Origin of the sequence: Pseudomonas sp. MUP55 (assembly GCF_034043515.1) — a bacterium.
In the GTDB taxonomy this organism is placed as follows: Bacteria; Pseudomonadota; Gammaproteobacteria; order Pseudomonadales; family Pseudomonadaceae; genus Aquipseudomonas.
Window position 1 is genome coordinate 2,259,666 of sequence record NZ_CP138214.1, and the last position, 26,618, is coordinate 2,286,283.

Annotated in this window: 23 protein-coding genes; 7 read left to right on the forward strand and 16 right to left on the reverse strand. The window is 63.1% G+C overall.

Annotation, left to right across the window (positions count from 1 at the left end; genetic code table 11):
* Nucleotides 1–12 precede the first annotated feature (12 nt).
* The gene (locus tag SC318_RS10310; protein WP_320430693.1) at nt 13–777 is read right to left on the reverse strand and encodes an OBAP family protein; all 765 of its coding nucleotides are present in this window, start codon (nt 775–777) and stop codon (nt 13–15) included.
* A gap of 169 nt (nt 778–946) precedes the next feature.
* Between SC318_RS10310 and SC318_RS10315 the strand changes: the two genes are divergently transcribed.
* Together SC318_RS10315 and SC318_RS10320 are read left to right on the forward strand one after the other, a co-directional pair.
* Nucleotides 947–2,050, forward strand: coding sequence for a zinc-binding metallopeptidase family protein (locus SC318_RS10315; protein WP_320430694.1), 1,104 nt, complete (start codon nt 947–949; stop codon nt 2,048–2,050).
* A gap of 17 nt (nt 2,051–2,067) precedes the next feature.
* On the forward strand, nt 2,068–2,568 hold the full coding sequence (locus tag SC318_RS10320; RefSeq protein ID WP_320430695.1) for a CinA family protein: 501 nt from the start codon (nt 2,068–2,070) through the stop codon (nt 2,566–2,568).
* Here SC318_RS10320 and SC318_RS10325 read toward each other — a convergent pair.
* Together SC318_RS10325 and SC318_RS10330 are read right to left on the reverse strand one after the other, a co-directional pair.
* Nucleotides 2,565–2,858: a hypothetical protein gene (locus SC318_RS10325; RefSeq protein ID WP_320430696.1), complete on the reverse strand. Its 294-nt coding sequence runs from the start codon at nt 2,856–2,858 to the stop codon at nt 2,565–2,567. The genes SC318_RS10320 and SC318_RS10325 overlap by 4 nt on opposite strands.
* Nucleotides 2,859–2,879: 21 nt before the next feature.
* The gene (locus tag SC318_RS10330) at nt 2,880–3,143 is read right to left on the reverse strand and encodes a DUF1652 domain-containing protein (protein WP_320430697.1); all 264 of its coding nucleotides are present in this window, start codon (nt 3,141–3,143) and stop codon (nt 2,880–2,882) included.
* Between the two features lie 176 nt (nt 3,144–3,319).
* Here SC318_RS10330 and SC318_RS10335 point away from each other — a divergent pair, with 176 nt between their 5' ends.
* On the forward strand, nt 3,320–3,469 hold the full coding sequence (locus tag SC318_RS10335) for a hypothetical protein (protein ID WP_320430698.1): 150 nt from the start codon (nt 3,320–3,322) through the stop codon (nt 3,467–3,469).
* Nucleotides 3,470–3,615: 146 nt separating this feature from the next.
* On the opposite strand, the gene SC318_RS10340 is transcribed toward SC318_RS10335, so the two are convergent.
* From SC318_RS10340 to SC318_RS10355, 4 genes are all read right to left on the reverse strand, one after another.
* Complete coding sequence (locus SC318_RS10340; protein ID WP_320430699.1) at nt 3,616–4,962, reverse strand: c-type cytochrome; 1,347 nt, start codon at nt 4,960–4,962, stop codon at nt 3,616–3,618.
* A 16-nt stretch (nt 4,963–4,978) separates the two neighbouring features.
* A complete protein-coding gene (locus SC318_RS10345; RefSeq protein ID WP_320430700.1) occupies nt 4,979–7,216 on the reverse strand; it encodes a xanthine dehydrogenase family protein molybdopterin-binding subunit in 2,238 nt (745 codons plus the stop codon).
* The gene (locus SC318_RS10350; RefSeq protein WP_320430701.1) at nt 7,216–7,674 is read right to left on the reverse strand and encodes a (2Fe-2S)-binding protein; all 459 of its coding nucleotides are present in this window, start codon (nt 7,672–7,674) and stop codon (nt 7,216–7,218) included. Before SC318_RS10350 ends, SC318_RS10345 begins: the two co-directional genes overlap by 1 nt.
* Nucleotides 7,675–7,832: 158 nt before the next feature.
* On the reverse strand, nt 7,833–8,741 hold the full coding sequence (locus SC318_RS10355; RefSeq protein ID WP_320430702.1) for a LysR family transcriptional regulator: 909 nt from the start codon (nt 8,739–8,741) through the stop codon (nt 7,833–7,835).
* Between the two features lie 106 nt (nt 8,742–8,847).
* Here SC318_RS10355 and SC318_RS10360 point away from each other — a divergent pair, with 106 nt between their 5' ends.
* Both SC318_RS10360 and SC318_RS10365 read left to right on the forward strand, forming a co-directional pair.
* Entirely contained in the window at nt 8,848–10,209 is a 1,362-nt protein-coding gene (locus tag SC318_RS10360) for an MFS transporter (protein ID WP_320430703.1), read from the forward strand.
* Nucleotides 10,206–11,480 carry a glucarate dehydratase family protein gene (locus tag SC318_RS10365; protein ID WP_320430704.1) on the forward strand — a complete coding sequence of 425 codons (1,275 nt, stop codon included), beginning with the start codon at nt 10,206–10,208 and terminating at the stop codon, nt 11,478–11,480. The genes SC318_RS10360 and SC318_RS10365 overlap by 4 nt, the downstream gene beginning before the upstream one ends.
* 65 nt (nt 11,481–11,545) lie before the next feature.
* Here SC318_RS10365 and SC318_RS10370 read toward each other — a convergent pair whose 3' ends face one another.
* Nucleotides 11,546–12,484 (reverse strand): LysR family transcriptional regulator, encoded by a 939-nt coding sequence (locus tag SC318_RS10370; RefSeq protein WP_320430705.1) that lies wholly within the window; start codon nt 12,482–12,484, stop codon nt 11,546–11,548.
* 107 nt (nt 12,485–12,591) lie between these two features.
* On the opposite strand from SC318_RS10370, the gene SC318_RS10375 reads away from it, so the two are divergent.
* On the forward strand, nt 12,592–14,091 hold the full coding sequence (locus SC318_RS10375) for a CoA-acylating methylmalonate-semialdehyde dehydrogenase (protein ID WP_320430706.1): 1,500 nt from the start codon (nt 12,592–12,594) through the stop codon (nt 14,089–14,091).
* 236 nt (nt 14,092–14,327) lie between these two features.
* Here SC318_RS10375 and SC318_RS10380 read toward each other — a convergent pair whose 3' ends face one another.
* The 4 genes from SC318_RS10380 to xylA all read right to left on the reverse strand — a co-directional run bounded on the left by SC318_RS10380 (nt 14,328) and on the right by xylA (nt 19,556).
* Complete coding sequence (locus SC318_RS10380; protein ID WP_320430707.1) at nt 14,328–15,464, reverse strand: sugar ABC transporter permease; 1,137 nt, start codon at nt 15,462–15,464, stop codon at nt 14,328–14,330.
* Nucleotides 15,465–17,021 carry a D-xylose ABC transporter ATP-binding protein gene (xylG, locus tag SC318_RS10385; RefSeq protein ID WP_320430708.1) on the reverse strand — a complete coding sequence of 519 codons (1,557 nt, stop codon included), beginning with the start codon at nt 17,019–17,021 and terminating at the stop codon, nt 15,465–15,467.
* Nucleotides 17,018–18,019, reverse strand: coding sequence for a D-xylose ABC transporter substrate-binding protein (xylF, locus tag SC318_RS10390; RefSeq protein ID WP_320430709.1), 1,002 nt, complete (start codon nt 18,017–18,019; stop codon nt 17,018–17,020). Before xylF ends, xylG begins: the two co-directional genes overlap by 4 nt.
* A gap of 220 nt (nt 18,020–18,239) precedes the next feature.
* Nucleotides 18,240–19,556, reverse strand: a complete 1,317-nt coding sequence (gene xylA, locus SC318_RS10395) for a xylose isomerase (RefSeq protein ID WP_320430710.1) — start codon at nt 19,554–19,556, stop codon at nt 18,240–18,242.
* A 141-nt stretch (nt 19,557–19,697) separates the two neighbouring features.
* Between xylA and SC318_RS10400 the strand changes: the two genes are divergently transcribed.
* Complete coding sequence (locus tag SC318_RS10400; protein ID WP_320430711.1) at nt 19,698–20,873, forward strand: XylR family transcriptional regulator; 1,176 nt, start codon at nt 19,698–19,700, stop codon at nt 20,871–20,873.
* Here the strand turns inward: SC318_RS10400 and SC318_RS10405 are convergent.
* From SC318_RS10405 to SC318_RS10420, 4 genes are all read right to left on the reverse strand, one after another.
* Nucleotides 20,870–22,135 (reverse strand): carbohydrate porin, encoded by a 1,266-nt coding sequence (locus tag SC318_RS10405; RefSeq protein WP_320430712.1) that lies wholly within the window; start codon nt 22,133–22,135, stop codon nt 20,870–20,872. The genes SC318_RS10400 and SC318_RS10405 overlap by 4 nt on opposite strands.
* 56 nt (nt 22,136–22,191) lie before the next feature.
* The gene (locus SC318_RS10410) at nt 22,192–24,600 is read right to left on the reverse strand and encodes a glucose/quinate/shikimate family membrane-bound PQQ-dependent dehydrogenase (protein WP_320430713.1); all 2,409 of its coding nucleotides are present in this window, start codon (nt 24,598–24,600) and stop codon (nt 22,192–22,194) included.
* Between the two features lie 388 nt (nt 24,601–24,988).
* A complete protein-coding gene (locus SC318_RS10415; protein ID WP_320430714.1) occupies nt 24,989–26,032 on the reverse strand; it encodes an LLM class flavin-dependent oxidoreductase in 1,044 nt (347 codons plus the stop codon).
* A 55-nt stretch (nt 26,033–26,087) separates the two neighbouring features.
* Entirely contained in the window at nt 26,088–26,573 is a 486-nt protein-coding gene (locus SC318_RS10420; protein WP_306492587.1) for a flavin reductase family protein, read from the reverse strand.
* Nucleotides 26,574–26,618: the final 45 nt, after the last annotated feature.

Consider the following 26,618-nt stretch of genomic DNA (forward strand, 5'->3'; position numbering starts at 1 on the left):
CGGCTGCTGCTGTCAGTGCTGGTGGGCTGCCTGGGTGGGGTCTTCGATCTGAATGATGTTGCCCTGGCGCCAGGCGTCTGCGCCGGGTGCGATGGGCGGCGCGACGATGTCGGCACGCGCCTGCTTTTCCTTGGCGCTGTCGATCCCCAGTCGCTGGTCGCGCTCGCTGACCATCTTCGGATCGGCCTGGCCGTCGGCGGTGAACCCCATCATCAGTTGCGGCACGCCCAACGGCAGGCGCTTGTTGAGGTCGGTGTGCCAGGTGTGCCAGGTCTTGCCGTAGGTATGCACCAGTTTTTCCATCAGGGCGTGTTCGGCCACCTGCGGAATCCCGGGCGCTACCAGTTGCCCCGATTTCACTTCATGCACATGGCTGTGCCACAGGGCCTTCTCGGGCGCGGGCAGGCTGTTGAACAGCTGCTCGCTGATGATGTATTCCACGCCCATCAACTTGGCGTCCTTGCGGTTGCCGTCGTAGATCACGCACTGGATCACTTCCTCGTTGAGGATCGCGCAATAGTGATGGGCCTCCATCTGCACGTCGGGGTGGCCGTTGTAGAAGTGGAAGCCGTCGAGGTAGGCGTTCAACGCATCGATGGGCGGGCGTGACTGCAACAGGGCAGCGCCGGCGTCCAGGGTTCGGGTGGTGGCTGATTTGGCGTCGCCGGGGGCGACGACATTGGAGGCCGAATCATTGCCGGCGCAGGCGCTCAGCGAGGCAACGCAAAGCGCCAGGCACAGCGGATGCAGCGTGGGCTGCAGGCGGGTGATAGTCATTGGGGCATCCCTCCATGGGCGGTTGTTGAACCCATCTAGAAAGCGTGCCGAAGTCGGTGTTCAAACGGATTTATGCGCGCGCGCCACGAGCAAGATTTGTTGAACATCCGTTCGACGTGCCGGGTCATTTTTCTATAAGTGTTCAACAGCGCGAAAGGAGAGACTCCTTATGCAGCCCCAGCCAAACGATGCTCGACCTGACCACAGCGCCGCGACCGAAGCGGACGCCATCGCCCAATTGCTCCACCAACTGTTGCTCGCCCGCGGCCCTGGCGGCCAGGAGGATGAAGTGCGCGCGATTTGCCTGGAGCGCCTGCGGCCGCTGTGCGACGAGACCTGGGTAGACCCTGCCGGCAATGTGGTTGGTCTGGTCAAAGGCACGCAGGATGAGCGCGAGCCGCGGCGGGCGGTGAGGGTGATGGCGCACATGGATGAGGTCGCCATGGTGGTCAAGCATGTCGACACCGACGGTACGTTGCGGGTCACCGCGCTGGGCGGCGCCAACCCGGTGAACTTCGGCATGTGTCCGGTGGACATATTGGGCGATCACCAGACCATTCCCGGTGTGCTGTCGTTTGGCTCGATGCATGCGACCGGCAATGCGCCCCAGGGCGCCGATGTGCAGTCAGGAAACGTGCACTGGAATGACGTGCACGTGATCACCCGTTGCTCGGTCGATGTCTTGCGTGAGCACGGTGTACGCCCCGGCAGCCGCGTTGTGCTGAGCCGCCACTGGCGTGCGCCGTTTCGGGTAGGCGATGCGATTGCCGCGCACTTTCTGGATGATCGCGCGCCCATCGCCGCGGCACTCCACAGCGTGCAATGCCTGGACCAGCGCCGCGGGGAGCTGGCATGCGATGTGTACTTTGTCTTTACCACCCTGGAAGAAGAAAGCAATGCCGGTGCGATGTATGCGGCGCAGACCCTGCCGGGCGATACCACCATCGCGCTGGAGGTCGGCCCGGTGATGAGTGAGTACGGCACTCGTCTGGGCGTGGACCCCATCATCAACACGGGTGACCTCAAAGGCTATTACACACGTTGTGTGGTAACCGACCTGGCGGCCGCTGCACAGCGCTGCGGTTATACGGCTCAATATGCATTGCTGGTGGACTTTGCCTCGGATGCCAGCGCCGTCATGAGCAATGGCACCTCGGCACGCGGCGGTTGCCTGGCGATCCCCACGGAAAATACCCACGGCTACGAGGTGATTGTGGACGGCGCGATCCAGGCCTGTGCGCTGACATTGGCCGACTACCTGGCAACGTTCTGATTCGGGAGACTGTCATCATGGAAATAGCCGCTTCAACCATCGACTACCTGAAACAGCACGAGCTCACCCTCACCAGCGCCGAGTCATGTACGGCAGGCAGCATCATCACGCTGCTGTCCCAGGTGCCGGGCGGTGGCTCGTGTATCGAAAGTGGGTATGTCGTGTACTCGCCGCAGGCCAAACAGCGCTTGTTGGGAGTGCGCGCCTATACGATTGAAACCTTCAACCTCACCAGCTGTGAAGTCGCGCGCGAGATGGCCGAAGGCGCGTTGCGTGACAGTTCGGCCCAGGTCGCCGTCTCCACCACCGGCCTGCTGGGCCCGGACGATATGGATGGCATTCCGGCCGGGACCATTTGTTTTGCCTGGGCCTATCGCATCGGCCACCGGTTGAGCATTTTCAGTCGCAAGGAATGCTTCATGGGTTCCCGTGAGCAGGTGCAACAGGCTGCCGCGCTGCATGCCTTGAAGTGGCTGGCGCCTTTTCACCAGCGGGCATTGGCCGGGGAGCGGGGTTAGCCGCCTGATGCTCCAGGCTGGAGGGCGATTTTCAACAGCAACTCATCGGAGCCAAACGCCTGAGCATCAACCAGGTCGCCGTGATACGTGCGGGTTGGGGCCTTGATCGTAATGCTATGGGCCTTGGTCAATTCTTTCGGCCATGGCCACAGGATGCGCAGCGACAGGCCCTCGCCGGATTCGGTGATCTGGGCCGTGCATTCATGGGACAGCGGGTTCACGCCCAGCAGCGTGTCTTCAAGGTAGTCAATGGTGCAGTGTTGCAAGGGTGTCGCAGTGGAATCGGGCATGGGCAGCCTCGTCGTGTTTTTTCAACCGCATTGCCCCACCGACGTGAGGCGGGAGGTTTTTCGGGAAACCACCATGTCTTCCAGGATTTCCCGCACGAGTCGGTTGATACCTGACTCGCCGTGGTACCGGGCGCGGTTGATATTGGCGATGGTGAACTGATTGGCGTCGGGCGCGAGCACAGTGACGGACAGGCTGTTGTCGGGATTGATCGTGCAGGTGACACGGCAATTGCGCAGCCGCTGTGCAAGAGCGTGCTCGATTTGCGCTTTGGTCAACGTGTCCATGGGATCACCGAATAACAGGCCTGAGCGGATCAAGGTTAGCCCAAATATCCTGTGCGTAAATGCTAGCCACTTAATGGCAAACCATTCGTCAGCCTCACGGCCGGCGCAGGGAACGTTTGCGTCCGGCCATTGGCCACATGCAACACACGGTTATGAATAGGTTCAAAGGTGATCTCATGAAAAAGCTGTCTATGTGCCTGGGTCTTTGCAGTGTGTTCCTGCTGCACGGCTGTTTCGACAATTCCGACAACACCACCAAGGACAACACCAGTGGCAGCAAGTCCTCGGTGCAGATGCAGGAAGGCAAGGCCGACGAGAGCAAGTAGGCCCAACTGACCAAATGTGGGAGGGGGCTTGCCCCCGATAGCGGTGTGTCAGTAAATGCATGTGTAACTGACACACCTCCATCGGGGGCAAGCCCCCTCCCACATGTGTTCTACCTATATCAAGAGACCGTGCTCCGGCTTCGGACTCAGCGCATATGCAAGATGATCGGGCTGCTGCTGGCCGGGTCGGTGTGCCCGCGCAGTTTGCTTACCGCTTGAGCGTCGACCGCGCCACCCTGATTGCCCCAGGTGCTGCGCACGTAGGTCAGCACTTGAGCGATTTCCTGGTCGGACAGTTGCTCGCGAAACGCCGGCATGCGGTAGGCGTCCGGCAGGCCAGCGGCCACCACGCGTTGCGAGCCGTTGAGGGTGATGTTGATCGCCGAGGCGCTTTCCTTGGCCAGGGCCGAGGTGGCGCCGGCCAGCGGCGGCATCCAGTCTGGCTGGCCCTTGCCGTCCAGACCATGGCAGGAGGCGCAGCGCGTCGCGTAGGTGTGCGCGCCAGGGGCGTCCTGCCGCGCATTGGCGGCCACGGCCTGATACTGCCAGGGCGTGCCGTCACGCTGCGGGTCGCCGGGCAGGGATTTGAGGTAGCGGGCGATGGCGGCCAGGTCGTCGTCAGCCATGAACTGTGTGGAGTTGTTGAACGCTTCGGTCATCGAGCCGTAGACCACCGCATGCTGGTTGCGCCCGGTCTTGAGGAACTGCACGATCTGCGCCTCGCTCCAGCGGCCCAGGCCGGTGTTGGGGTCTTGGCGCAGGCTGGGTGCGTACCAGCCGTCGAGCAACGCACCGGCCAGGAACGGCGCGCCGGACTGGTCCAGGGCTTTCTCGTTGAAGGCCAGGCCGCGTGGCGTATGGCAACTGCCGCAGTGGCCAGGGCCCTGGACGATGTAGGCGCCACGGTTCCACAGTGCATCCTGGCTGGGGTTGGCCGCGTAGGCGGCGGTGGGCGCGAACACGCCATTCCACAGGGCGATGGGCCAACGCAGGTTGAGCGGCCAGGGAATGTCGCTGGGAATGTTCGGTTCGCTGGCTGGCTGCACGCCTTTCATGAAGAACGCATAGAGCGCTTTTATGTCGTCATCGCTGAGCTTGACGTAAGACGGGTAGGGCATGGCCGGGTACAGCCGGCGCCCGCCCGGCGCTACGCCTTGGCGTACGGCGCGGTCGAAGTCGGCCAGGCTGTAGTTGCCCACGCCATGCTCGCGGTCGGGGGTGATGTTGGTGGCATGAATCGCCCCCAGCGGCGTGGCCATTTCCAGGCCACCGGCAAACGGCGCCTTGCCCGGCAGGCTGTGGCAGGCCACGCAGTCGCTCAGACGCGCGACGTACTCGCCGCGGCTGACCAGTGCCGGGTCGAAACTGACGGCTTTTTCTGCTGCGAACGGCGAGGCAGGCTCGCGGGTGACGTACCAGGCCAAAAGGCCTGCGGCGACCAGGCAGGGCAGCGCCAGCCAGCCTGCGGTTCTTGCGAATCGGCGGTTGTTCATGGGCGTTCCCTGTGAGTTAACTGAAGGTGTAGCGGCTCAACGGCAAGCTGCGGATGCGCTGGCCGGTCAACTGGGCCACCGCGTTGGCCACGGCTGGCGCCACGGCGGGCAACGGTGGTTCGCCGATACCGCCCATTTTTTCACCGCTCTCGACGATCTTCACGTGCACCCGCGCCATCCGCGACGGCGGCAGGATCGGGTAAAGGTCGTAGTTGCGCGCACGGGGCTTACCGTCCACGTAGACCGCTTCCTCCAGCAAGGTTTGCGACAACCCCAGGGCCACAGCACCGTTGACCTGGGCTTCAATGATCGCCGGGTTGACGATGCTGCCCGGGTCGATGGCCTGCCAGATGTCGTGCACCTTGACCTGGCCGTTGTCGATCGACACTTCGGCGATCACCGCCGCGTGGGAGCCGAACGGCGAGGCCATGGCCACACCACGGGCGCGTCGGCTGCCGTCTTCGGCGGTGAACGGTCCGCGCTTCCAGCCGCCGGACAGCTCACCCACCGCTTGCAGCAGGGTGGTCAGCCGCGCGTTGTCGCGCAACAGGTGCAGGCGCAGTTCGTACGGGTCGTGGCCGCCTTTGTCCGCCAGTTCATCGAGGAACGCTTCGTAGAAGAAGTCGTTCAGCGAATTGCCCACCGAACGCCAGTAACCGAGCATGGCCGGGCCTTTGACGTAGATCTGTGCGATGCGCTTGTTGGGGATCGCATAGCTCTTGCCCGACAGGCCTTCGAGGGCCGTGGGGTCGAGGGCGTCGCCCTGTTTGCCGGCAATCGCTTCGGTGGGGCCTTCGGTGGCGCTCACCGCTTCGATGGCCACCGGCAGGCCCTTGTCGTCCAGCGCGGCGCGGAACTTGACCACCGCGACCGGGCGCAGCACATCGCGCACGAACTCTTCTTCACGGCTCCAGATCAGCTTGACCGGGCGGCCGACGGCCTTGGCCAAGGCGATCGCCTGCGGATACGGATTGGCCGAGTCATACAGGAAATGCCGACCGAAGAAACCGCCCAGCAGCGGAGAGTGCAGGGTGATTTGCTCAATGGCCAGGCCGGTGCGCTTGGCGATGTCGGCGCGGAACATATCCGGCGCCTGGTTCGGCAGCCACACCTCCAGGGTGCCGTCGGGGTTGTAGCGGGCCAGCGCTGAAGGCGGCTCCAGCTGGGCGTGGTTGAGGTATTGGTTGTGGTAGGTGGCGTCGACGCGGGTCTTGGCACTGGCCAGCGTGGCGGCCACGTCGCCCTCGGTTTCGTCATCGCGGGCCGGGCCTTGCTGGGCGGCGAGAAAGTCGCGGTATTTGTCGCTGGAAAAGTCCGCCGGCATCGCGCGCACGGTGGAGTCGGCGGCGGCTTCGAGCCATTCCACCTGGATCGCTTCAACGGCGCGCTTGGCGTGCCACCAGCGTTCGGCAACCACCGCCACGGCGCCGGGCAGGGTATGAACCGAATGCACGCCCTTCATGGCCTCGACCTGGGCCTGGTTGCGCAGGCTGCCCACCGTCATGCCCAGGCGCGGCGCGTGCTGCACGGCGGCGTGGAGCATGCCGTCGACTTTCAGGTCGATGCTGTATTGCGCCTTGCCGGTGGATTTGTCGTAGGCGTCCAGGCGTTTGACCGGCTTACCTATCCAGCGGAACTGGCTCGGATCGCGCAGGGTGATAGTGGCCGGGTCGGGCACCGGCATGTCCAGGGCGCGAGCGGCCAACTCGCCGTAACCCAGCGAGCGGCCGGAAGCGGCGTGCACTACGCGGCCAGGCTGGGTGGTCAATTGCGTCACCGGCACCCCGAGTTGTTCGGCGGCGGCCTGCATCAGCATGGCGCGGGCGAGGGCGCCGAGGCGCCGCATGGTCGGGTAGCTCATGCGCACCGACATACTGCCGCCGGTGATGCGCAGGCCGTTTTCCATCACCACATAAGCTTCACCGGGCGGGGCGGCTTCGACCACGAACGTGGCGGGGTCGGCATCCAGCTCCTCGCCGATGATCTGCGCCATGGCCGTGTGCGTGCCCTGGCCGCCTTCCATGAAGGGGCTGAGCAGGCGCACGCTGCCGTCCGGACGAATTTCCAGGAACGCCGGCACCTGGGTCCCGCGCTCGGCGGCGGCACCCGTGGCAGCCTGCACCCGGGACGCGCCCAGCGGCAGGCCGAAGCCGATCACCAGCGCACCCACGGCGGTACTCGCCAAAAAGCGCCGGCGCGACAGGTTGACCGGCTCGTCCAGGGTCACGCCGGGAAGGATCTCGCGAGTGTTCATCAAACGCTCTCCTTGCCGGCGGCCAAGTCATCCATGGCGGCATGGATGGCGTTGTAAGTGCCGCAGCGGCACAGGTTGATCATCGCCGCGTTGATTTGGTCTTTGGTCGGTGCAGGGGTGTGCTTGAGCAGCGCCGTGGCCGCCATCACCTGCCCGGACTGGCAGTACCCGCATTGCGCCACTTGGCGCTCGACCCAGGCCGCGACCACACGCTTGCCCACGTCGTCGGTTTCGATGGCCTCGATGGTGGTGATCTCGCGACCCACCAGCGCCGCCACCGGCGTTACGCATGAGCGCACCACGTTGCCGTCCACCAGCACCGAACACGCGCCGCACTGGGCCAGGCCGCAGCCGTACTTGGTGCCGGTCAGGCCCAGGTCGTCGCGGATCACCCACAGCAACGGCGTGTCGGCGTCGGCATCGACCTGATAGGCCTGTTGGTTAATACGTAATTCCATGGCGGCTCACCTGCTGATCATCGGTTGGTGGTGCTGAGTTCTTATAGAGGGGTGCGACCGCAGGTCGCCCATCGTGGAACTCTAGCCCACCGCGCAAGGGCCATCTATGCAATAGCCCGCAAGTTCAGAGGATCAGGCAAGTAATCGACAGGATTGGGTCACTGCGGGGGGCGCAAGCCTTCGCCTGCCGCCGTGCGAATGCCTTCGAGCAGCATGGTGAACGCCGGGTTGTCGTTGTGCTCGCGCCAGATCAGGTGCAGCTCGCTCTGCGCGCCTTCGCCCAGGTCGATATCGTGAAACACCACGTTTTTGAACACCACGCTGCTGGCGCAACGCGGCACCAGCGCCAGGCCCATGCCGGCGTTCACCAAAGCGAGGATGGTCAGGGACGAACCCAGCCACTGCACATACTGCGGGGCGACGCGTGCTGAGCGCAGCAGCCCGGTGAGCAATTCGTTGAACGGCGGGTAGGCGGAATGGGCGTACATCAGGAACGGTTGCGCGTCGAGGTCCTGCACGCTGACGGTCTCTGCCTGGGCCAGCCGATGACTGCTCGGAACCGCCAGCACGAACGGCTCGCGCACCAGGCATTCGGTCGCGTAGCCAGGCTCCAGCAGCGGTGCGCGGACGATGCCCAGGTCGATGCGCCGGGCGCGCAGGGCCTCGTATTGCTGGTAGGTGTTCATCTCGGACAGGTCGATCCTGACGTGAGGCTGTTTGAGCCGTGCCTCGGCAATCACTTTGGGCAAGAACTCATACACCGCACTGCCGACGAAGCTGATATTGACCGTACCGATATCGCCCTCGGCGAACCGCCGCGCGGTCACCGCCGCTTGCTGGGCACGCTCCAGCAGGTTCTGCGCCTCGACGAAAAAAGCCCGCCCGGCGGCGGTCAGGGCAACGCTGCGGGTGGTGCGGGTAAACAGCTCCACGCCCAGGTGATGCTCCAGCAACTGGATCTGCCGGCTGAGGGGCGGCTGAGTTATGTTCAGCCGTTCGGCCGCCCGGCGGAAATTCAATTCGGTAGCCACGGTGGTGAAGCAGCGCAGTTGCGTCAGTTCAAACATTGATCCAAATCCCGTATCAATCGCATGCCAGGTTAGATTAGACGGGAACAATTCCTGGCGTCCATCATCGGCCTGTCCCTAAAAAAACAATGAATGGGAGTTGCCCGTGGATACCCTCCAGAACCTGCCAGACCCGAGCGCGCTCGCCCGCGCTGCTGACAAGGTCAAGCGCCATGTGCTGCCGTTATTCGTGGTGATGTTCATCGTCAATTACATCGACCGCGTCAATATCGGCTTCGTGCGCAGCCACATGGAAACCGACCTGGGCATTGGCGCGGCGGCCTATGGCTTGGGCGCCGGGTTGTTCTTCATCGGTTATGCCATCTTTGAAGTACCGTCCAACCTCTTGCTGCAACGCTACGGCGCACGGGCGTGGTTGACGCGCATCATGTTCACCTGGGGCGCGGCGGCGATGGGCATGGCGTTTGTGCAGGGGGAAACCAGCTTCTACGTGTTGCGCTTTATCCTCGGCGCCGCCGAAGCCGGCTTCTTTCCCGGCATCATCTATTACTTCACCCAGTGGCTACCGGCCAGCGAGCGCGGCAAGGCCATGGCGGTGTTCCTCAGCGGTTCGGCCATTGCCTCGGTGATCTCCGGGCCGGTGTCGGGGGCGTTGCTGAACGTCAACGGGTTGAGCCTGCATGGCTGGCAATGGATGTTCCTGATCGAAGGCTTCGCCTCCATCGTGCTCTGCGGGTTCGTGTGGTTCTGGCTGCAGTCCCATCCCCATCAGGCCAAGTGGCTCAGTGACGCGGAAAAACACGCGCTGGTCAGTGCCATCGCGCTGGAGCAGCAGGCGCGCGAGGCGAGCCAGTGCGTGCGGCCGTCGATGTTCAAATTGCTGGCCGACAAACAGATCGCCCTGTTCTGTTTTATCTACTTCTCCATCGCCCTGACCATCTACGGCGCCACTTTCTGGCTGCCGAGCATGATCAAGAAAATGGGCAACCTGGGTGACTTCCAGGTGGGCTTGTTCAATGCCATTCCGTGGTTGATTTCGATTGTCGCCATGTACGGTTTCGCCTCGCTGGCCAGCAAGTGGAAGCACCAGCAGGCCTGGGTGTCACTGATGCTGGTGATCGCCGCGTTCGGCATGTTCATGTCCACCACGGGCGGGCCGGTGTTTGCGTTCGTCGCCATCTGTTTTGCCGCGATTGGCTTCAAGGCCGCTTCGGCGCTGTTCTGGCCGATTCCCCAGGGGTACCTGGATGCGCGCATCGCGGCGGCGGTGATTGCCTTGATCAATTCGGTGGGCAATCTGGGCGGTTTCGTTGCGCCCACCACCTTCGGTTTGCTGGAGCAGACCACGGGCTCCATCGAGGGCGGCCTGTACGGCCTGGCAGCCACTTCGCTGGTGGCGGCGGTGCTGGTGTTTTTTGCCCGCACCGCGCCACGCAGCGGTACACCGCCCACCTCAGCCACTGCGCCACACACTTTGCATGCCGATACACAGGGAGCCGTCTCTTGAAAATTATCCGTGTCACCGTCACCCCGATTGCCTTTCGCGACCCGCCGCTGCTGAACGCCAGCGGCATCCACGAGCCTTTCGCGCTGCGCTCGATCATCGAGATCGAAAGCGACACCGGCTACATCGGCCTCGGCGAGAGCTATGGCGACGCCCCGGCGCTGGCGATCCAGCAGCAGGTACAGCAACAGCTGATCGGCCTGGACCCTTTTGACCTCAATGGCCTGCGCGCTATCGTCAAGGCCACGGTGGCCGCGCATAAACCGCTGAGCGTTGCCGGTGCGGAGCTGGCACCGGGTTCCCATGCCAGCAAAGCCGTGAGCAATGCCTATTCGGCGTTTGAAGTGGCGTTTCTCGATCTGCAGGCGCATTCGCTCAATGTGCCGCTGGTGGACCTGCTCGGCGGCGCGATTCGCGACCAGATCCCGTTCAGTGCCTACCTGTTTTTCAAGTACGCCCAGCACATCGATTCGCCCTACAAGCCCGACAGCTGGGGCGAAGCCCTCACCGAAGCGCAGATCGTCGCCCAGGCACGGCGCATGCTCGAAACCTACGGCTTCAAAAGCATCAAGCTCAAGGCCGGTGCCCTGGAGCCCGAGCATGAGGTGCGGTGCATCAAGGCGCTGAAAAAGGCGTTTCCGGGCGTGCCGTTGCGCATTGACCCCAACGGCAACTGGTCAATGCACACCTCGATTCGCATGGCCGAACTGCTCGGCGACGATCTGCAGTATTACGAGGACCCGACACCGGGCCTGGACGGCATGGCCGAGCTGCACAAACGCACCGGCCTGCCCCTGGCGACCAATATGGTGGTCACCGACTTTGATGAGTTTCGCCGCAGCGTGGGGATGGGCAGCGTGCAGATTGTGCTCGCCGACCACCATTACTGGGGCGGCCTGCGCGACACCCAAGTGCTGGCGAAGATGTGCGACACCTTTGGCCTGGGCGTATCGATGCACTCCAACTCACACTTGGGCATCAGCCTGATGGCCATGGCTCACGTAGCGGCGTCGGTGCCCAACCTCGACTATGCCTGTGACACCCATTATCCCTGGCAGGAGCCGGACGAGGAGGTGATCAAGGGCGGCAAGCTGCCTATCGTCGACGGCTGCGTGCGCATCACCCGCGCACCGGGGCTGGGCCTGGAGCTCGACCACGATCAGTTGGGCAAGCTGCATGATCAATACCTCAGTTGCGGTATCCGTCAACGCGATGACGTGAAACAGATGCAGCGCTATCAACCGGATTGGAAAACCGTCAAGCCACGTTTCTAAAAGCGGGTCGCTTCATTTGCCCGGTGGCGCATTAGCGTGGGTCACCGGGCTTTTTTTGCGCCAGCTCAGCCGACGAATCGAAACCCTGCGGCCAACTGCGCCTTTAAAAAAGTCACCAGCGCACTCACCGACTTCGGCACATGGGGCGAATACGGACGGATCAGGTAGATCTCATCGGCAAACGCGCCCTTGAGTGTCCAGCCTTTCAATACCTGCACCAGCTTGCCCTCGGCCAGCGCCGCGTGGGCGCTGAAGTCCGGCAGCAGGGCGACGCCCAGGTGGTTGAGCGCCGCGTCGCGCAGGGCTTCGCTGTTGTTGGTGGCGAAGCTGCCGGCGATGGGGACGGTCAGGCGTTCGATGTGTTTGCTGCCGCGCTCGAAGGTCCAGGCCGGCTGGTCGCTGCCGCGGGGGTAAAACAGACAGTTGTGGGCCGACAGGTCGCTCGGCTCGTGGGGTTCGCCGTGGCGCTGCAGGTAATCGCGGGTGGCGACCAGCACCGAAGTGGTGTCGCAGAGCTTCCAGGCCACGTGGGTTTCGGGAATCTGGAAACCATGGCGCACGGCCAGGTCGTAACCTTCGGCCGCCAGTGAACTCAAGGCGTCGGACACGTCCAGCTGGATCCGCACCTGCGGGTATTGCCGCAGAAACTGCGGCAGGTGCGGCACCAGTTGTTGCCGGGCGAACGCCACCGGGGCGGTCAGCCGGACCAGGCCACGGATTTCCCCGGCCGAGTCGCGCACCGACGAGAAGCTGCGGGCGATGTGTTCGTAGGCGCTGCGCACTTCGCGGGTCAACGACAGCCCGGCGTCGGTCAGGCGTACGCTGCGCGTGGTGCGCGTCACCAGCCGGGTGCCGGTGGCCTTTTCCAGCTCGGAAATACGCTGGCTCACCGCCGACTTGCTCACGCCCAGGCGCGCGGCGGCGGCGGTGTAGGTGCCTTGTTCTTCCAGCACCGACAGCCAGTGGATGTGGGTCCACAGCCCTTCGATCTCAGCTTTTTCCATGGGGTATTGTTCGCCATAGTGCACAATAAGTTCAGGATTCTGCTCTGGTTCGGAACAAAGCGAAAGCCTAAGGTGTGTGCCAACGCCAACTACCTGGATCGCCTGCCATGCCTGCTACCCTCGAGCACTACATCAACGACCAGCGCGTAAGCCGCGATGATCGCTATCAGGACGTCTACAACCCGGCCACCGGCGAAGTCACCGCGCGCGTGGCCCTGGCCAGCCGCCAGACCGTGGCCGAAGCCGTCGCTGCCGCCCAGGCCGCCTTCGCCAGCTGGGCCGACACCCCACCGATCCGCCGCGCCCGTGTGCTGTTCGAATACCTGCACCTGCTGCGTGAGCGTAAGGACGACCTGGCGCGCATCATCGTCGCCGAACATGGCAAGGTGTTTACCGACGCCCAGGGTGAAGTCGACCGTGGCATCGATATCCTCGAATTCGCCTGCGGCATTCCCAACCTGCTCAAGGGCGAACATTCCGACCAGGTTTCCCGTGGCATGGACAACTGGACGATGCGCCAGCCGCTGGGCGTGGTGGCCGGCGTGACGCCGTTCAACTTCCCGGTGATGGTGCCGATGTGGATGTACCCGATCGCCATCGCGGCGGGTAATACCTTCATTCTCAAGCCCAGCCCCACCGACCCGAGCGCCTCGCTGTTCATGGCCGAGCTGCTGCGTGAAGCGGGCCTGCCCAAGGGCGTGTTCAACGTGGTGCAGGGCGACAAGGAAGCGGTGGACGCGCTGATCGAACACCCAGACGTCAAGGCCGTGAGTTTTGTTGGCTCCACGCCGATTGCCCAGTACATCTACGAGAGCGGCGCGCGTAACGGCAAGCGCGTACAAGGCCTGGGCGGGGCGAAAAACCATATGGTGGTGATGCCCGACGCGGACATCGAGCGCACCGTCGATGCCCTGATGGGCGCCGCCTACGGCAGTGCCGGGGAGCGCTGCATGGCGATCTCGGTGGCGGTGCTGGTGGGCGATGTGGGTGATAAAGTCATCGCCGCCTTGACCGAACGCGCCAAGCAACTGCGCATCACCGATGGCCGCGACCTCAAGGCCGAAATGGGCCCGATCGTGTCCCGCGCTGCCCTGGAGCGGATCAGCGGCTACATCGAGCAGGGCGTGCAAGCCGGCGCGCAATTGCTGCTCGACGGCCGCGACTACGTGCCGTCCGAGCCTGGCCTGGAAAACGGCTTCTGGCTCGGCGCCACCTTGTTCGACCACGTGACCCGGGACATGAGCATCTACCGCGAGGAAATCTTCGGCCCGGTGCTGGCCTGCGTGCGCGTGGATGATTTCGCCGCCGCGGTGAAACTGGTCAACGACCACGAGTTCGGCAACGGCGTGAGCTGCTTCACCCGCGACGGCAACATCGCCCGCGAGTTTGCACGGCGCATCGAAGTGGGCATGGTCGGCATCAACGTACCGATCCCGGTGCCGATGGCCTGGCATGGTTTTGGTGGCTGGAAGAAGAGCCTGTTTGGCGACATGCATGCTTATGGCACCGAAGGCGTGCGTTTCTACACCAAGCAGAAGTCGATCATGCAGCGTTGGTCGGAGAGCATCGAGCAAGGCGCGGAATTTGCGATGCCGGTGTCGAAGTAAGGTTTTATCTGCGCCACAAAACCTGATGTGGGAGGGGGGGGCCCCCTCCCACTTTTTTTCGCCTGTTTAAGATCGTTCCCGCGCTCCCGCGTGGGAATGCAGCCCGTGACGCTCTGCGTCACCTGTGCGCAGCGGCTGGCGGGACGCGGAGCGTCCCAGGAGGCATTACCACGCAGAGCGTGGGAACGATCACCAACAAGTGCCAGCGTTGGAATGCAGACAAATGTGGGAGGGGGCTATCGCCGACCCGCCCGCGTACTCACATCCACCCACACCGCCAGCACCAGGATGCTGCCCTTCACGATCATCTGCCAGTAACTGTCCACGTCCAGCATCGACATGCCGTTGTCCAGGCTGGTAATCACCAGCGCGCCCAATAACGCGCCGTACACCGTGCCCGAGCCGCCGCGCATCGAGGTGCCGCCGATAAAGCACGCGGCGATGGCGTCCAGTTCGCCCATGTTCCCCGCCGACGGTGAGCCGGCGGCCAGGCGTGCGGTGTTGACCAGGCCGGCGAGGGCGCACATCACGCCCATGATGCCAAAGATCCACAGTTTCACTGCCTGCACGTTGATGCCTGACAGCCGTGTGGCTTCCATATTGCTGCCCACCGCATACACGCGGCGCCCGAAGACGGTCTGGCTGGTGACGTAGCTGAACACGCCGAGCAGCACCAGCAGCAGCAACACCGGCACCGGGATGCCGTCGTAGCTGTTGAGGGTGGTGACAAACCCGGCCAGCACCGCGCCGATCAGCGCCACGCGCAGTACGTCGCGCATCAGGGAATGTGCGGCCAGGCCATGCAGGGCGCGGTTGCGCCGTTGTTTCCAGGTGAGGAACAGGGTCAGCGCGAACAGCACCACGCCCAGCCCGAAGCCCACGGTGTGCGGCAGGTACCCCTGGCCGACGTACACCAGCGACGGCGACACCGGCGCGATGGTGGTGCCGCCGGTGATGCCCAGCAGGATCCCGCGAAACGCCAGCATGCCGCCCAGGCCGACGATGAACGAGGGGATGCGCAGGTAGGCGGTCATGTAGCCATTGGCCAAGCCGATCATCAGGCCGCACAGCGCCACCAGGCTCAGGTTGGCCAGCAGCGGAATGTGATAGACCACATCCAGGATCGCCGCCAGCCCGCCCAGCAATCCGAGCAGCGAACCCACCGACAAATCGATTTCGCCGCTGATGATCACCAGCACCATGCCGCACGCCAGGATCCCGGTGATGGACATCTGCCGCAGCAGGTTGGACAGGTTGCGCGGGGTAAGGAAACCGCCCTCGGTCTGCCAGCTGAAAAACAGCCAGATGAACGCCACGGCGATCACCAGGGCGAGCATTTTGTAGCGAGTGAAGAGCTGTTTGACCTGATTCATCTACGCGGTCTTCCGATCATTATTGTTTTGGCTGAGCGCGGCGGCGAGCACCTGTTCCTGGGTGAGCCCCTGGTTGATGAAGTCGCCCCGCAACTGGCCGTCGCCGATCACCAGCACGCGGTTGGACACGCCGAGCACTTCGGCGAGTTCCGACGAGACCATGATGATCGACACCCCTTCGGCCGCCAGCGCGCCCATCAGTTTGTAGATTTCATACTTGGCGCCCACATCGACCCCGCGCGTGGGCTCGTCCAGGATCAGCACCTTGGGCTTGGCCATCAGCATTTTCGCCAACACGGCTTTTTGCTGGTTGCCGCCGGACAGGCTGGTGATTGGCAGAAACGGGCTGGCGGTCTTGAGGTGCATGCGGGCGATCTGCTGGTCGATGCTGCCCAGTTCGGCTTCGGCGTCGATGCGGGTCAGGTGGGCGTAGGTGTCGAGCACCGCCAGGGTGATGTTCTGGCCCACGCCCAGGTCGGGGATGATGCCCTGGCGCTTGCGGTCCTCGGGCACCATGCACAGCCCGGCGCGAATCGACTTGAGCGGCGTGCGCGTGTCGATCACCTGGCCCTCCAGCCACACCTCGCAGCTGTAGCGTCCGGGGTAGGCGCCGAACAGTGCCGACACCAATTCCGTGCGCCCGGCGCCCACCAGCCCTGCGATGCCGAGGATTTCACCGCGCCTGAGCACGAAGGAGACATCGTCGACGCGTTTGCGCTTGGGGTTGTCGACGTCATAGCAGGTGACGTTGCGCGCCTCGAAGATCACCTCGCCCACCTCGTGAGGCTCGGTGGGGTAGAGGTTGCTCATTTCGCGGCCGACCATCTGCGTGATGATCCGGGGGATGTCCATGTCGGCCATGGCGGTGGTCGCAATGTGCTTGCCATCGCGAATCACCGCGATGGTGTCGCACACGGCGGCTACTTCATCGAGCTTGTGGGAGATATACACACAGGCCACGCCCTTGGCCTTGAGGTCGCGGATAATGTCGAGCAGCACCTCGATTTCCGAACGGGTCAGGGCCGAGGAGGGCTCGTCAAGGATCAGCAGACGCGCCTGTTTGTTGAGGGCCTTGGCGATTTCCACCAGTTGCTGGTAGCCGCCGCCGTACTGCGACACCGGCAGCGCGACGTTCATGTCCGGCACTTTGAGTTCGCGCATCAACGCCTCGGCGCGGTGCAGCATCGCCGGGTAGTTCATGCGCCCGCCGGGCAGGGTCAATTCGTGGCCCATGAAGATGTTTTCGGCCACCGACAGGTCGGGCACCAGGGTCAGTTCCTGGTGGATGATGACAATCCCGGCGGCCTCGGTTTCGCTGATCGACTTGGCCTTGAGCGGCTGTCCGTCCCAGAGAATTTCACCCTCCCAGGTGCCGTGGGGGTAGACCGCCGACAGCACCTTCATCAAGGTGGATTTGCCCGCACCGTTCTCACCGCACAGGCCGACGCATTCCCCCGGCCGTACCTTGATGTCGATGCCGTTGAGGGCGTTGACACCGCCAAAGGTTTTGACGATGCCGTTCATTTGCAGCAAGTAGTCGGCGGCCATCACGGTCATTGCCCGGCGATCTGCTCTTTGGTGTAGAAACCGTCCTTCTCCAGCACGTCGATGTTGGCCGTGGTCAGCGGCGTTGGCGTGAGCAGGATGGTGTCGACCTGCTTGCTGCCGTTGTCGTATTGCGAGCTGTAGGTAGGCTTTTCATTGCGTGCCAGTTGCACCGATAGTTTGGCCGCCTCGGTGGCGATCAATTTGAGCGGCTTGTACACGGTCATGGTCTGGGTGCCGTCGATCACGCGCTTGATCGCTGCGAGGTCAGCATCCTGCCCGGAAATCGGCACCTTGCCCGCCAGTTTCTGCGCGGCCAGGGCCTGGATCGCACCGCCGGCGGTGGCGTCGTTGGAGGCGACAATGGCGTCGATCTTGTTGTCGTTGCGGGTCAGGGCGTTCTCGACAATGCTCAGAGCCTCGGTGGGGTTCCATTCCTTGACCCATTGCTGGCCGACGATCTTGATGTCGCCCTTGTCGATGGCCGGTTGCAGCACTTTCATCTGGCCTTCGCGCAGCACCTTGGCGTTGTTGTCGGTAGGCGCGCCGCCGAGCAGGAAGTAGTTGCCCTTGGGCGCCGCCTGCAGCACGCCGTTGGCCTGCATTTCGCCGACTTTTTCGTTATCGAAGGAGATGTAGGCGTCGATGTCCGCGTTGAGGATCAGGCGGTCGTAAGACACGACCTTGATCCCGGCCTTCTTGGCTTCGGCGACCGCGTTGGTCAGCACCGTGGCGTTGAACGGCACGATAACGATCACGTCGACGCCACGGGAGATGAGGTTTTCGATCTGCGAGATTTGCTTCTGCTCGTTGGCGTCGGCCGACTGCACGAACACCTTGGCGTCGAGCTTTTCCGCCGCCGCGACAAAGTAGTCGCGGTCTCGGGACCAGCGCTCCAGGCGCAGGTCGTCGATGGAAAAGCCGATTTTCGGATGCGCCGAATCGGCCATCACCGGCAGGGCGAGCAGGGCCAGGGTGGTGGCGAGCAGGGTACGTTTGAATGACTTCATGGTGGTGCGTCCTTTTATTGTTGTTGGAAAGACACAGGGTGGTGCGCCTAAAACTGTAGAGCGTCCTTGGGCGCTCTGTGCATAGATTTGTCGCGCAAATGTCACTGCCCTCTGTAGGAGCGAGCTTGCTCGCGAAAAACGTCAACGATAACGCGAGACACTGGGTTAACCCTGTCGTTCTTGCGTTTTTCGCGAGCAAGCTCGCTCCTACAGAGGGGCTTCAGGTGTAGATGAACCGGTTTACCACGCCTTCGAGCATCTCCTGCCGGCCACTCACGGCCTGCGGGTTGAGTTCGTTGGCAAACGCATGTTCGGCGAGCGACGCCAGGCTGAACTCACCGGCCAGCACCGCACGGCCCAGGGACTGGTCCCAACCGGCATAACGCTGGTCCTTGAACTGTTGCAACTGGTCGTTCTGCACCATGGCGGCCGCGCGTTCCAACGCCAGGGCCAGTACATCCATAGCGGCCACATGGCCGTGGAACAAGTCCACATCATCCAGGCTTTGGCGGCGCACCTTGGAATCGAAATTGTAGCCGCCGTTCTTGAACCCGCCGGCCTTGAGGATTTCATAGGTGGCCAGGGTCATTTCCTCGACGCTGTTGGGGAACTGGTCGGTGTCCCAGCCGTTCTGCGGGTCGCCACGGTTGGCGTCGATGCTGCCGAAAATCCCCAGGGACACGGCGGTGGCGATCTCATGATGAAAGCTGTGCCCGGCCAGGGTGGCGTGGTTGGCCTCGATGTTGACCTTGATCTCGTGTTCCAGGCCGTACTCATGCAGAAAGCCGAACACCGTGGCGCTGTCGTAATCGTACTGGTGCTTGGTCGGCTCCTGAGGCTTGGGCTCGATCAGCAGGTCGCCCTTGAAGCCGATCTTGTGCTTGTGTTCCACCACCATGCGCATGAACCGGCCGAGTTGTTCACGCTCGCGCTTGAGGTCGGTATTGAGCAGGGTTTCATAGCCCTCACGGCCACCCCACAGCACATAATTGGAGCCCTTGAGCCGCAGCGTGGCGTTCATCGCGCTGAACACCTGGGCCGCCGCGTAGGCGAACACTTCAGGGTCCGGGTTGCTCGCGGCACCGGCGGCGAAGCGCGGGTTGCTGAAGCAGTTGGCGGTGCCCCACAGCAGCTTGATACCGGTTTGTTCCTGGTGACGCTCCAGGTGATCGACCATCTGCGCAAAGTGGTTGCGGTATTCCTTGAGCGAACTGCCTTCGGGGGCCACGTCGGTGTCGTGGAAACTGTAGTAATCAATGCCCAGCTTGGAGAAAAACTCAAACGCGGCCTCCGCCTTGCCGATGGCCAACTCCATCGGATCACCGCTGCGCTGCCACGGCCGCTTGAAGGTGCCCACACCAAACATATCCGCCCCCGGCCACACAAAGGTGTGCCAGTAACAGGCGGCCATGCGCAGGTGCTCACGCATGGGTTTGCCGAGGATCAGTTTGTTCGCATCGTAATGACGAAAGGCGAGAGGGGCGTCGCTGGCAGGGCCTTCGAAGCGCACCTTCTCGACACCGGGGAAGTACGGCATGGCGTTTTCCTTATTGTTCTTGATGGTGTCTGGATACTAGCAACGGCACCTGGGCTGCTGATTATGAAAATCACCAAGGGGTGGTGCGATTTTGTGCAGCGAGGGCTAGTCTGTCTCAACCGGCCACAGGACAAAAAAACAATGAAAACCCTACCGCCCGTTCACCGCATCGCCTTGCTGTTCAATGGCAGCAAAATCTACGACCGCGGCATCATCGCCGGCATCGGCAATTACCTGAGCAGCACCCGCGTGTCCTGGGATTTGTTTCTGGAGGAAGATTTCCTGTGCCGCCTGCGTGGCATCGAGCGCTGGCAGGGCGATGGCATCATCGCCGACTTCGATGACCCGCTGATCGGCGAGGCGCTGGCCGGGAGTCGGGTGCCGGTGGTGGCGGTGGGCGGCTCGTATGAGGACGCCAGCCAGTACCCCAAGGGAATCCCCTATGTGGCGACCGATAATCATGCCTTGATGAAGTTGGCCTACGAGCACCTGATCGAGGCGGGGTTGACGCGGTTTGCCTGTTTCAGCCTGCCCCAGGCTCAGGCCAATCGCTGGGCCCAAGAGCGGGAGAAGGCCTTTCGCCGGTTGATGCAGCGCGATGGCCTGCACGTCGAGGTGTACCGCGGCCTGGGTACCAGCGCGCCGTTATGGGACAGCGCGGTGGAGCAGCAGATTGCCTGGCTGCACAGCCTGCCCAAGCCCATCGGCATTATCGCGGTGACCGATGCCCGTGCCCGCCAGCTGTTGCAAGCCTGCCTGACGGCGGGCATTGCGGTGCCCGAGGAAGTGGCCTTGATCGGCATCGACAACGACCCGCTGACCCGCACGCTGACGCGGGTGCCGCTCAGTTCGGTGATCCAGGGCACCGAGACCATGGGCCGTACCGCCGCCGCGCTGCTGCATCAGATGCTGCACGGCAAACCCTGCGCGGGGACGCAGATTCTGGTGCCGCCGGAAGCGATCAATGTGCAGGCTTCCAGCCTGCACCAACCGCTGGGCGATCCCTATGTGATGCAGGCCCTGCTGTTCATTCGCCAGTACGCATGCCAGGGCATCAAGACCGCGCAGGTGGCGGCGTATGTCGGGGTGTCGCGCTCGTCGCTGGAGTCGCACTTTCGCAAGGTGCGTGGGTGCAGCGTGCACGACGAGATCCTGCGCTTCAAACTTGCCGCCGCCGCCAAGGGCCTGGAAAACCAGGCCCTGGCGATTGCCGACATTGCGCAGACCTGTGGCTTCAAATCAGCGCAATACCTGCACACGGTGTTTCGTCGCGAGTACGGTTGCACGCCGAGGCAGTACCAGCACGGCGCGGCTTAGAACACGGCCTTGACTTGCAAACCCAGGATCAGCGCATTGTCGATGCTCTCCCCGGAAAACGCCCCCGGTTCGATGATGTACTGCATATCCGGCCTCAGCGTCAGCCAGGGCGTGGCCTGGTAGCCATAACTGAGCTCGATCAACTGCTCGGCGCTGTCCAGCCCCGGGTAGGGCCGGTCGGCATTGAACGCGGCAAGTTCCTGCACCTCGCGGCTGCGCGGGTTCGGCACGGCGCGTCCATAGCCCAGGGCGACGCTGTCACGCGGGCGGCCTTCGAACGGTTTGTACAGCACCACGCCGGCGCCATACCACTTGCTGAACGGCGACGCCGCCTCGCTGGCCGCCGAATACTGGCCGAAGGCGTGCAGGCTGCGCCCCTGGGACGATGGCGAGGCCCACACGGCCTGGTCGATAAACAGGTAGTGGCCGCCGCGACCACCGACGTCCTTATCGCTGCCGATGCGCTTTACATCGGAGCTGTCGTAGTAATAACCGAGCTTGTATTCACCCGGCAGGCTGCCGGCGTGTTTGTAGATCAGCTCGATGGGCACCACGGTGCCGGTGGTGTGCTTGGGCCCCAAGTGCCAGGCGCGGCTGGCGTTGCCGTTGCTGGAAGGGTCGACATTGAACGCCGCCACGCGCAGTTGCCAGTTGGGCGAAAAGTCGTATTTCACTCGGGCGCCCAGATGCGCATTCGGGTAGTTGGCCCAGCCGCTGCCGCCCGACATGTTCAGCGGGTGCCCGCAGAAACCGGCGTTCATGAAGTTGCACAGAATGCCGCTGTCCAGGCCGCCGAGGTCGTTGCCCATGGCCATGTAACCGAGCTTGAGGTTAAGCGCCGGGGTGAACAGCGTGCGCTCATAGCTCAGCTCGGTCAGGCGCGTATAGAGGCCGCCGTAGTTTTCCTGGATCGGCAGGCGATTGCCCACCAGGTCGTCGGAGGCGCTGTTGCCACGCCGGTCGTTGATCGTCAGCTGGATGCGGTCGCCATGTTGCAAACCGTAGAGCATGCCCAGGTCGAACTGCACACCCAGCTTGAGGTTTTGCGAATAGCGCGCCGAGCGGTGCTGGCCGCCGTGGGCGTTGTAGGCGGTCTCGCCGCTGTAGTCGCCGGTCAAGCGCACGCCTTGCTCGTCGAGTTCGCGGCGCAGGCCGCCCCAGTCGCCGGTCAGCGTGCTGTCGTCGGCCTGAACGGGCAGGGCGGCGGCAAAGGCCAGGCCCAGCAACAGGCGCCCAAGGGAGGTATGAGAAGTAGGGTTCATGCGGGGATTTTCCAGACACAAAGCGCGGTGCGGGCGCACCGCGCGAACAGGGGGGGTTACGGCAAGGCGTAGGCGATCACGTAGTCGCCACGGTCAGTGGACTGGCGCGCACCGCCGGCGGTGATGACGATGTACTGCTTGCCGGTTTTCGGTGACACGTAGGTCATCGGGCCGCCCTGGCTGCCCACGGGCAGGCGGGCTTTCCAGATTTCATCGCCGTTGCCGCTGTTGAAAGCGCGCAGGTAGAAGTCCTGGGTGCCGGCGATAAAGATCAGGCCACCCTGGGTCGACAGCGTACCGCCGAGCGTCGGCAGGCCCACCTTGATCGGCAGGTGCATGCGGATACCCAGGGGGCCGGTGTCTTCAACGGTACCCACCGGGACTTGCCAGGCGACCTTTTGCGTCTTCATGTCGATGGCGGTCAAGGTGCCGAACGGCGGTGCCTGGCACGGAATGCCGGCCACCGACAGGAAGCGGTTCTTGTTCACCGCATACGGCGTGCCCTTGAGCGGCACGGCGCCCATGCCGGTGTTCAGCGCTTCGCCACCGGAGGCGGCCTGGGCCTTGTTCTGCGACGGCACCATCTGGATCCACAGGCCCAGGCGCATGTCGTTGACGAAGATGAAACCGTGCACCGGGTCGGTGGAAATACTGCCCCAGTTCATCCCGCCCAGTGAGCCCGGGAAACTCAGGGATTTATCGGTGCCCGGCGCGGTGTACAGGCCGTCGTAGCGCATGCCCTTGAAGTCGATGCGGCACAGCAACTGGTCGTACGGTGTCGCGCCCCACATGTCCGATTCGGTCAGGGTCTGCGCGCCGATCTGCGGCATGCCCACCGATTTGGGCTGGGTCGGCGAGTAAGGCTCGTTGGGGATGTTCGCGGCTTTGACCGGCACTTCCTGCACGTCGGTCAACGGCTTGCCGGTGGCGCGGTCCAGCACATAGATCTGCCCGGCCTTGGTGCCGATCACCACGGCGGGCACTGCCTTGTCGCTGCCCGGCGGGGTGAAGTCGATCAGGCTGGGTTGCATCGGCAGGTCGAAGTCCCACAGGTCGTTGTGGACCGTCTGGTACACCCACTTCTCTGCGCCGGTGGAGGCGTCCAGCGCCAGAACCGAAGCACCGTATTTATGATTGAGCGCGGTGCGCTCTACACCGTAGATGTCAGTGGACGAGCTGCCCATCGGCAGGAAAACCGTGTTCATCTGCGGGTCGTAAGACATCGGCGCCCAGCTGTTGGGGGTGCTGCGCACGTAGGTGCTGCCGGTGGCCGGGGCCTGTTTGTCTTGCGGATTGCCCGGGTCGAAGGCCCAGCGCATCTGGCCGCTGATCACATCGAAGCCACGGATCACGCCGCCGGGCATGTCGGTCTGGACGTTATCCGCAACGCGGCCGCCCACCACCACGGTGGTGCCGGCAATCAACGGCGCCGAGGACAATTGGTAGTAGCTGTCCGGCACATTGCCGAGTCCGGCTTTGAGGTCTACCTGGCCATGGTTGCCGAAGTCTTCGCAGAATTTACCGGTGTCGGCGTCCACGGCGATCAGGCGTGCATCGATGGTGTTGGTCAGCAGGCGACGCTGGCATTGCGCACCGGCGGGAACGCTGGCGGCGATGATCGGCGAACTGTTCGGCTGGGTCGGTTGGGCAATCGGCGCGCTGGCATCGAAATACGCCATGCCCCGGCAACGCTGCCATACCGCCGATTGGGCGTTGACCTCGTTTTTCCACAGTTCCTTGCCGGTGTCGGCGTCCAGCGCGATCAAGTTGTTGTGCGGGGTGCAGATGAACACTTTATTGCCGATTTGCAGGGGCGTCAGTTGGTCCTCGGCGCCGTTGCCGTCGCTGATGGCCACGTCGCCGGTACGGTAGGTCCAGGCGACTTTGAGCTTGTCGATGTTGTCGCGATTGATCTGGTCCAGCGCGGCGAAGCGGCTGCCGCCTTCGGTGTTGCCGTAGTGTGCCCAGTCTTTCTGGGCATCGGCTGCGGCCACCGGGGTGATGCCAGGGCCGGTACCGGTCGGCGCTACGCTGGGGTGCGCGACGAACATATTGCCTGCCGCCACCACCACGCCCAGCGCCAGCACGGCCGCGACGCCATAGGCACCACGCGCTGGTTTGCCGGCCAGCAACGGATAGACCAGCGCGACCACGATGCCGATCACCGCGAACATGAACAATCGCGAGAACAGCGGCCAGTACACCAGCCCTGCATCCGCGACCGCCCATACGGCCGTGCCGACCAGGAACGCGGCGAACAACCAGGCGCCTGCCGGCTTGCGCCGGGCAATCAGCAGCCCGGCAATGGCCATGACCACGCCACCGACCAGGAAGTACCAGGAACCTCCCAGGCTGACCAGTTTGGCGCCGCCGACGGCGAGCGCAAGGCCGAGCAGGGCGATGATCACGCCCAGGCCCAGCAATAGGATTCTAGAGACGCCAGCGGCGCGCGATGCTCGTTTCATGTCGAAAGGACTCGAGTGAGAGAGGGCAAAACGCGATTTTAGCAAGATAAGTAACTGGTTAGTACATTGTGCGGCGCAATAGACTGTTACGGATGCTGCGATGATGGGCCGGGGTCAAAGAAAGTAGGACGGGTAAGCCCTGATGCCGGTCAGTCAAGCGCAGAACCCTTGTGGGAGGGGGCTTGCTCCCGATAGCGGTGGGTCAACCGATATCAATGTTGGCTGGGCCGACGTCTTCGTGGGAAGGCTTTGTGTAGGAGCGAGCTTGCTCGCGAAAAACTCACAGACACCGCGTTGATTCAGAAAACACGCGTTATCGTTGACGTTTTTCGCGAGCAAGCTCGCTCCTACAGTGAGCACCTTTCGCTTTGCGGGCGAGTGCAGACGGTCAACGAAACGCCGGCACTACCTGCTCGATAAACAGTGCCAGGGACTTCTTCTTCTCGGCATGGGGCAGGCTGTTGTCGCACCAGAAGCTGAACTCATCCACGCCCAGTTCCTGGTAGTACCGAATGCGCGGGATGATCTCTTGCGCGGTGCCGATCATCGCGGTTTTGTGCAGGCTTTCCAGTTCGAACTCTGGGCGTGCGGCAAACTTCTCTTCCGGGCTTGGCTCCAGGAAACCATTGACCGGCACGTTCTTGTTGCCGAACCAGGCATCGAAGGTACGATAGAATTTCGAGATTGCCTTGGCCCCGACTTCCCAACCTTGCGGGTCATCAGCGGCGTGCACGTGGGTGTGACGCAGCACCATCAATTGCGGGCGGGGCACGCCAGGGTTGTTGTCCAGGGCAGCCTGGAATTTGTTTTTAAGGTCCAGGACTTCTTCGTCGCCCTTCATCAGCGGCGTGACCATCACGTTGCAGCCGTTTGCTACTGCAAAGTTGTGGGAGTCGGGGTCGCGTGCGGCGATCCACATCGGTGGGCTGGGCTGCTGGATCGGCTTGGGCACGCTGGTGGAGGTGGGGAATTTCCAGATGTCGCCGTCGTGGGCGTAGTCGCCTTTCCACAGGGCGCGCACCACCGGCACCATTTCGCGCAGGGCCTGGCCACCGCTCGAGGCGGGCATGCCGCCGGCCATGCGATCGAATTCGATCTGGTACGCGCCACGGGCCAGGCCCACTTCCATGCGCCCGTTGCTGATCACGTCGAGCAACGCGCATTCGCCTGCCACCCGCAGCGGATGCCAGAACGGCGCGATGATGGTGCCGGCGCCCAGATGGATAGTGGTGGTTCGGGCCGCGAGGTAAGCCAGCAGCGGCATTGGACTGGGCGATATGGTGTATTCCATCGCGTGGTGTTCGCCAATCCACACGGTGCTGAAACCACCGGCTTCGGCCATCAGGGTCAGTTCGGTCAAATCTTCGAACAACTGACGGTGGCTGACGCTTTCATCCCAGCGTTCCATGTGTACGAACAGCGAAAATTTCATGACGCTTACCTCGGATCTATTGTTATTTTCCGCAAAAAGCGGGTTCAGCGGGGTATCAAGCAGGCACCGGCAGGGTACCCATCTTGCCGTGGCAATACACCAGGGGCCCATTCGGCTGTGTCGGCACGATCAGGTTCTTGACCGAGCCAACCATGATTGCGTGGTCGCCGCCTTCATACTCGCGCCACAACTCGCATTCAATGACCGCCGTGGCGTTGGCCAGGATCGGATTGCCCAATGCACTCAGGGTCCACTCGATGCCTTGGGCCTTGTCCTTGCCTTTGCGCGCAAAGGCATAGGCTTCGCTTTGCTGTCCGCCGGACAGCACATGGATGGCGAAGCGCTTGTTCTTGATCAGTACGGGGTAGGAGTCGGAGCTGTAGTTGGGGCAGAAAAGCACCAGGGCCGGGTCCATGGACAGCGAGCTGAACGCGCTGGCGGTGAGGCCGACGATTTGCCCGTCGTCGTCCAGGGTAGTAATCACGGTGACCCCGGACGGAAACGAACCCATCACTTGTTTGTAGATGGCGGCATCGATCATGGGATGGTCCTCTGCTATGAAGCGGTTTTTTTAAATTTATAGGTC

Excerpts from the sequence above, each read along its gene's own strand:
- SC318_RS10310 (WP_320430693.1), bottom strand. The coding sequence starts at position 777 with ATGACTATCACCCGCCTGCAGCCCACGCTGCATCCGCTGTGCCTGGCG.
- SC318_RS10315 (WP_320430694.1), top strand. The coding sequence starts at position 947 with ATGCAGCCCCAGCCAAACGATGCTCGACCTGACCACAGCGCCGCGACC.
- SC318_RS10320 (WP_320430695.1), top strand. The coding sequence starts at position 2,068 with ATGGAAATAGCCGCTTCAACCATCGACTACCTGAAACAGCACGAGCTC.
- SC318_RS10325 (WP_320430696.1), bottom strand. The coding sequence starts at position 2,858 with ATGCCCGATTCCACTGCGACACCCTTGCAACACTGCACCATTGACTAC.
- SC318_RS10330 (WP_320430697.1), bottom strand. The coding sequence starts at position 3,143 with ATGGACACGTTGACCAAAGCGCAAATCGAGCACGCTCTTGCACAGCGG.
- SC318_RS10335 (WP_320430698.1), top strand. The coding sequence starts at position 3,320 with ATGAAAAAGCTGTCTATGTGCCTGGGTCTTTGCAGTGTGTTCCTGCTG.
- SC318_RS10340 (WP_320430699.1), bottom strand. The coding sequence starts at position 4,962 with ATGAACAACCGCCGATTCGCAAGAACCGCAGGCTGGCTGGCGCTGCCC.
- SC318_RS10345 (WP_320430700.1), bottom strand. The coding sequence starts at position 7,216 with ATGAACACTCGCGAGATCCTTCCCGGCGTGACCCTGGACGAGCCGGTC.
- SC318_RS10350 (WP_320430701.1), bottom strand. The coding sequence starts at position 7,674 with ATGGAATTACGTATTAACCAACAGGCCTATCAGGTCGATGCCGACGCC.
- SC318_RS10355 (WP_320430702.1), bottom strand. The coding sequence starts at position 8,741 with ATGTTTGAACTGACGCAACTGCGCTGCTTCACCACCGTGGCTACCGAA.
- SC318_RS10370 (WP_320430705.1), bottom strand. The coding sequence starts at position 12,484 with ATGGAAAAAGCTGAGATCGAAGGGCTGTGGACCCACATCCACTGGCTG.
- SC318_RS10375 (WP_320430706.1), top strand. The coding sequence starts at position 12,592 with ATGCCTGCTACCCTCGAGCACTACATCAACGACCAGCGCGTAAGCCGC.
- SC318_RS10380 (WP_320430707.1), bottom strand. The coding sequence starts at position 15,464 with ATGAATCAGGTCAAACAGCTCTTCACTCGCTACAAAATGCTCGCCCTG.
- xylG (WP_320430708.1), bottom strand. The coding sequence starts at position 17,021 with ATGACCGTGATGGCCGCCGACTACTTGCTGCAAATGAACGGCATCGTC.
- xylF (WP_320430709.1), bottom strand. The coding sequence starts at position 18,019 with ATGAAGTCATTCAAACGTACCCTGCTCGCCACCACCCTGGCCCTGCTC.
- xylA (WP_320430710.1), bottom strand. The coding sequence starts at position 19,556 with ATGCCGTACTTCCCCGGTGTCGAGAAGGTGCGCTTCGAAGGCCCTGCC.
- SC318_RS10400 (WP_320430711.1), top strand. The coding sequence starts at position 19,698 with ATGAAAACCCTACCGCCCGTTCACCGCATCGCCTTGCTGTTCAATGGC.
- SC318_RS10405 (WP_320430712.1), bottom strand. The coding sequence starts at position 22,135 with ATGAACCCTACTTCTCATACCTCCCTTGGGCGCCTGTTGCTGGGCCTG.
- SC318_RS10410 (WP_320430713.1), bottom strand. The coding sequence starts at position 24,600 with ATGAAACGAGCATCGCGCGCCGCTGGCGTCTCTAGAATCCTATTGCTG.
- SC318_RS10415 (WP_320430714.1), bottom strand. The coding sequence starts at position 26,032 with ATGAAATTTTCGCTGTTCGTACACATGGAACGCTGGGATGAAAGCGTC.
- SC318_RS10420 (WP_306492587.1), bottom strand. The coding sequence starts at position 26,573 with ATGATCGATGCCGCCATCTACAAACAAGTGATGGGTTCGTTTCCGTCC.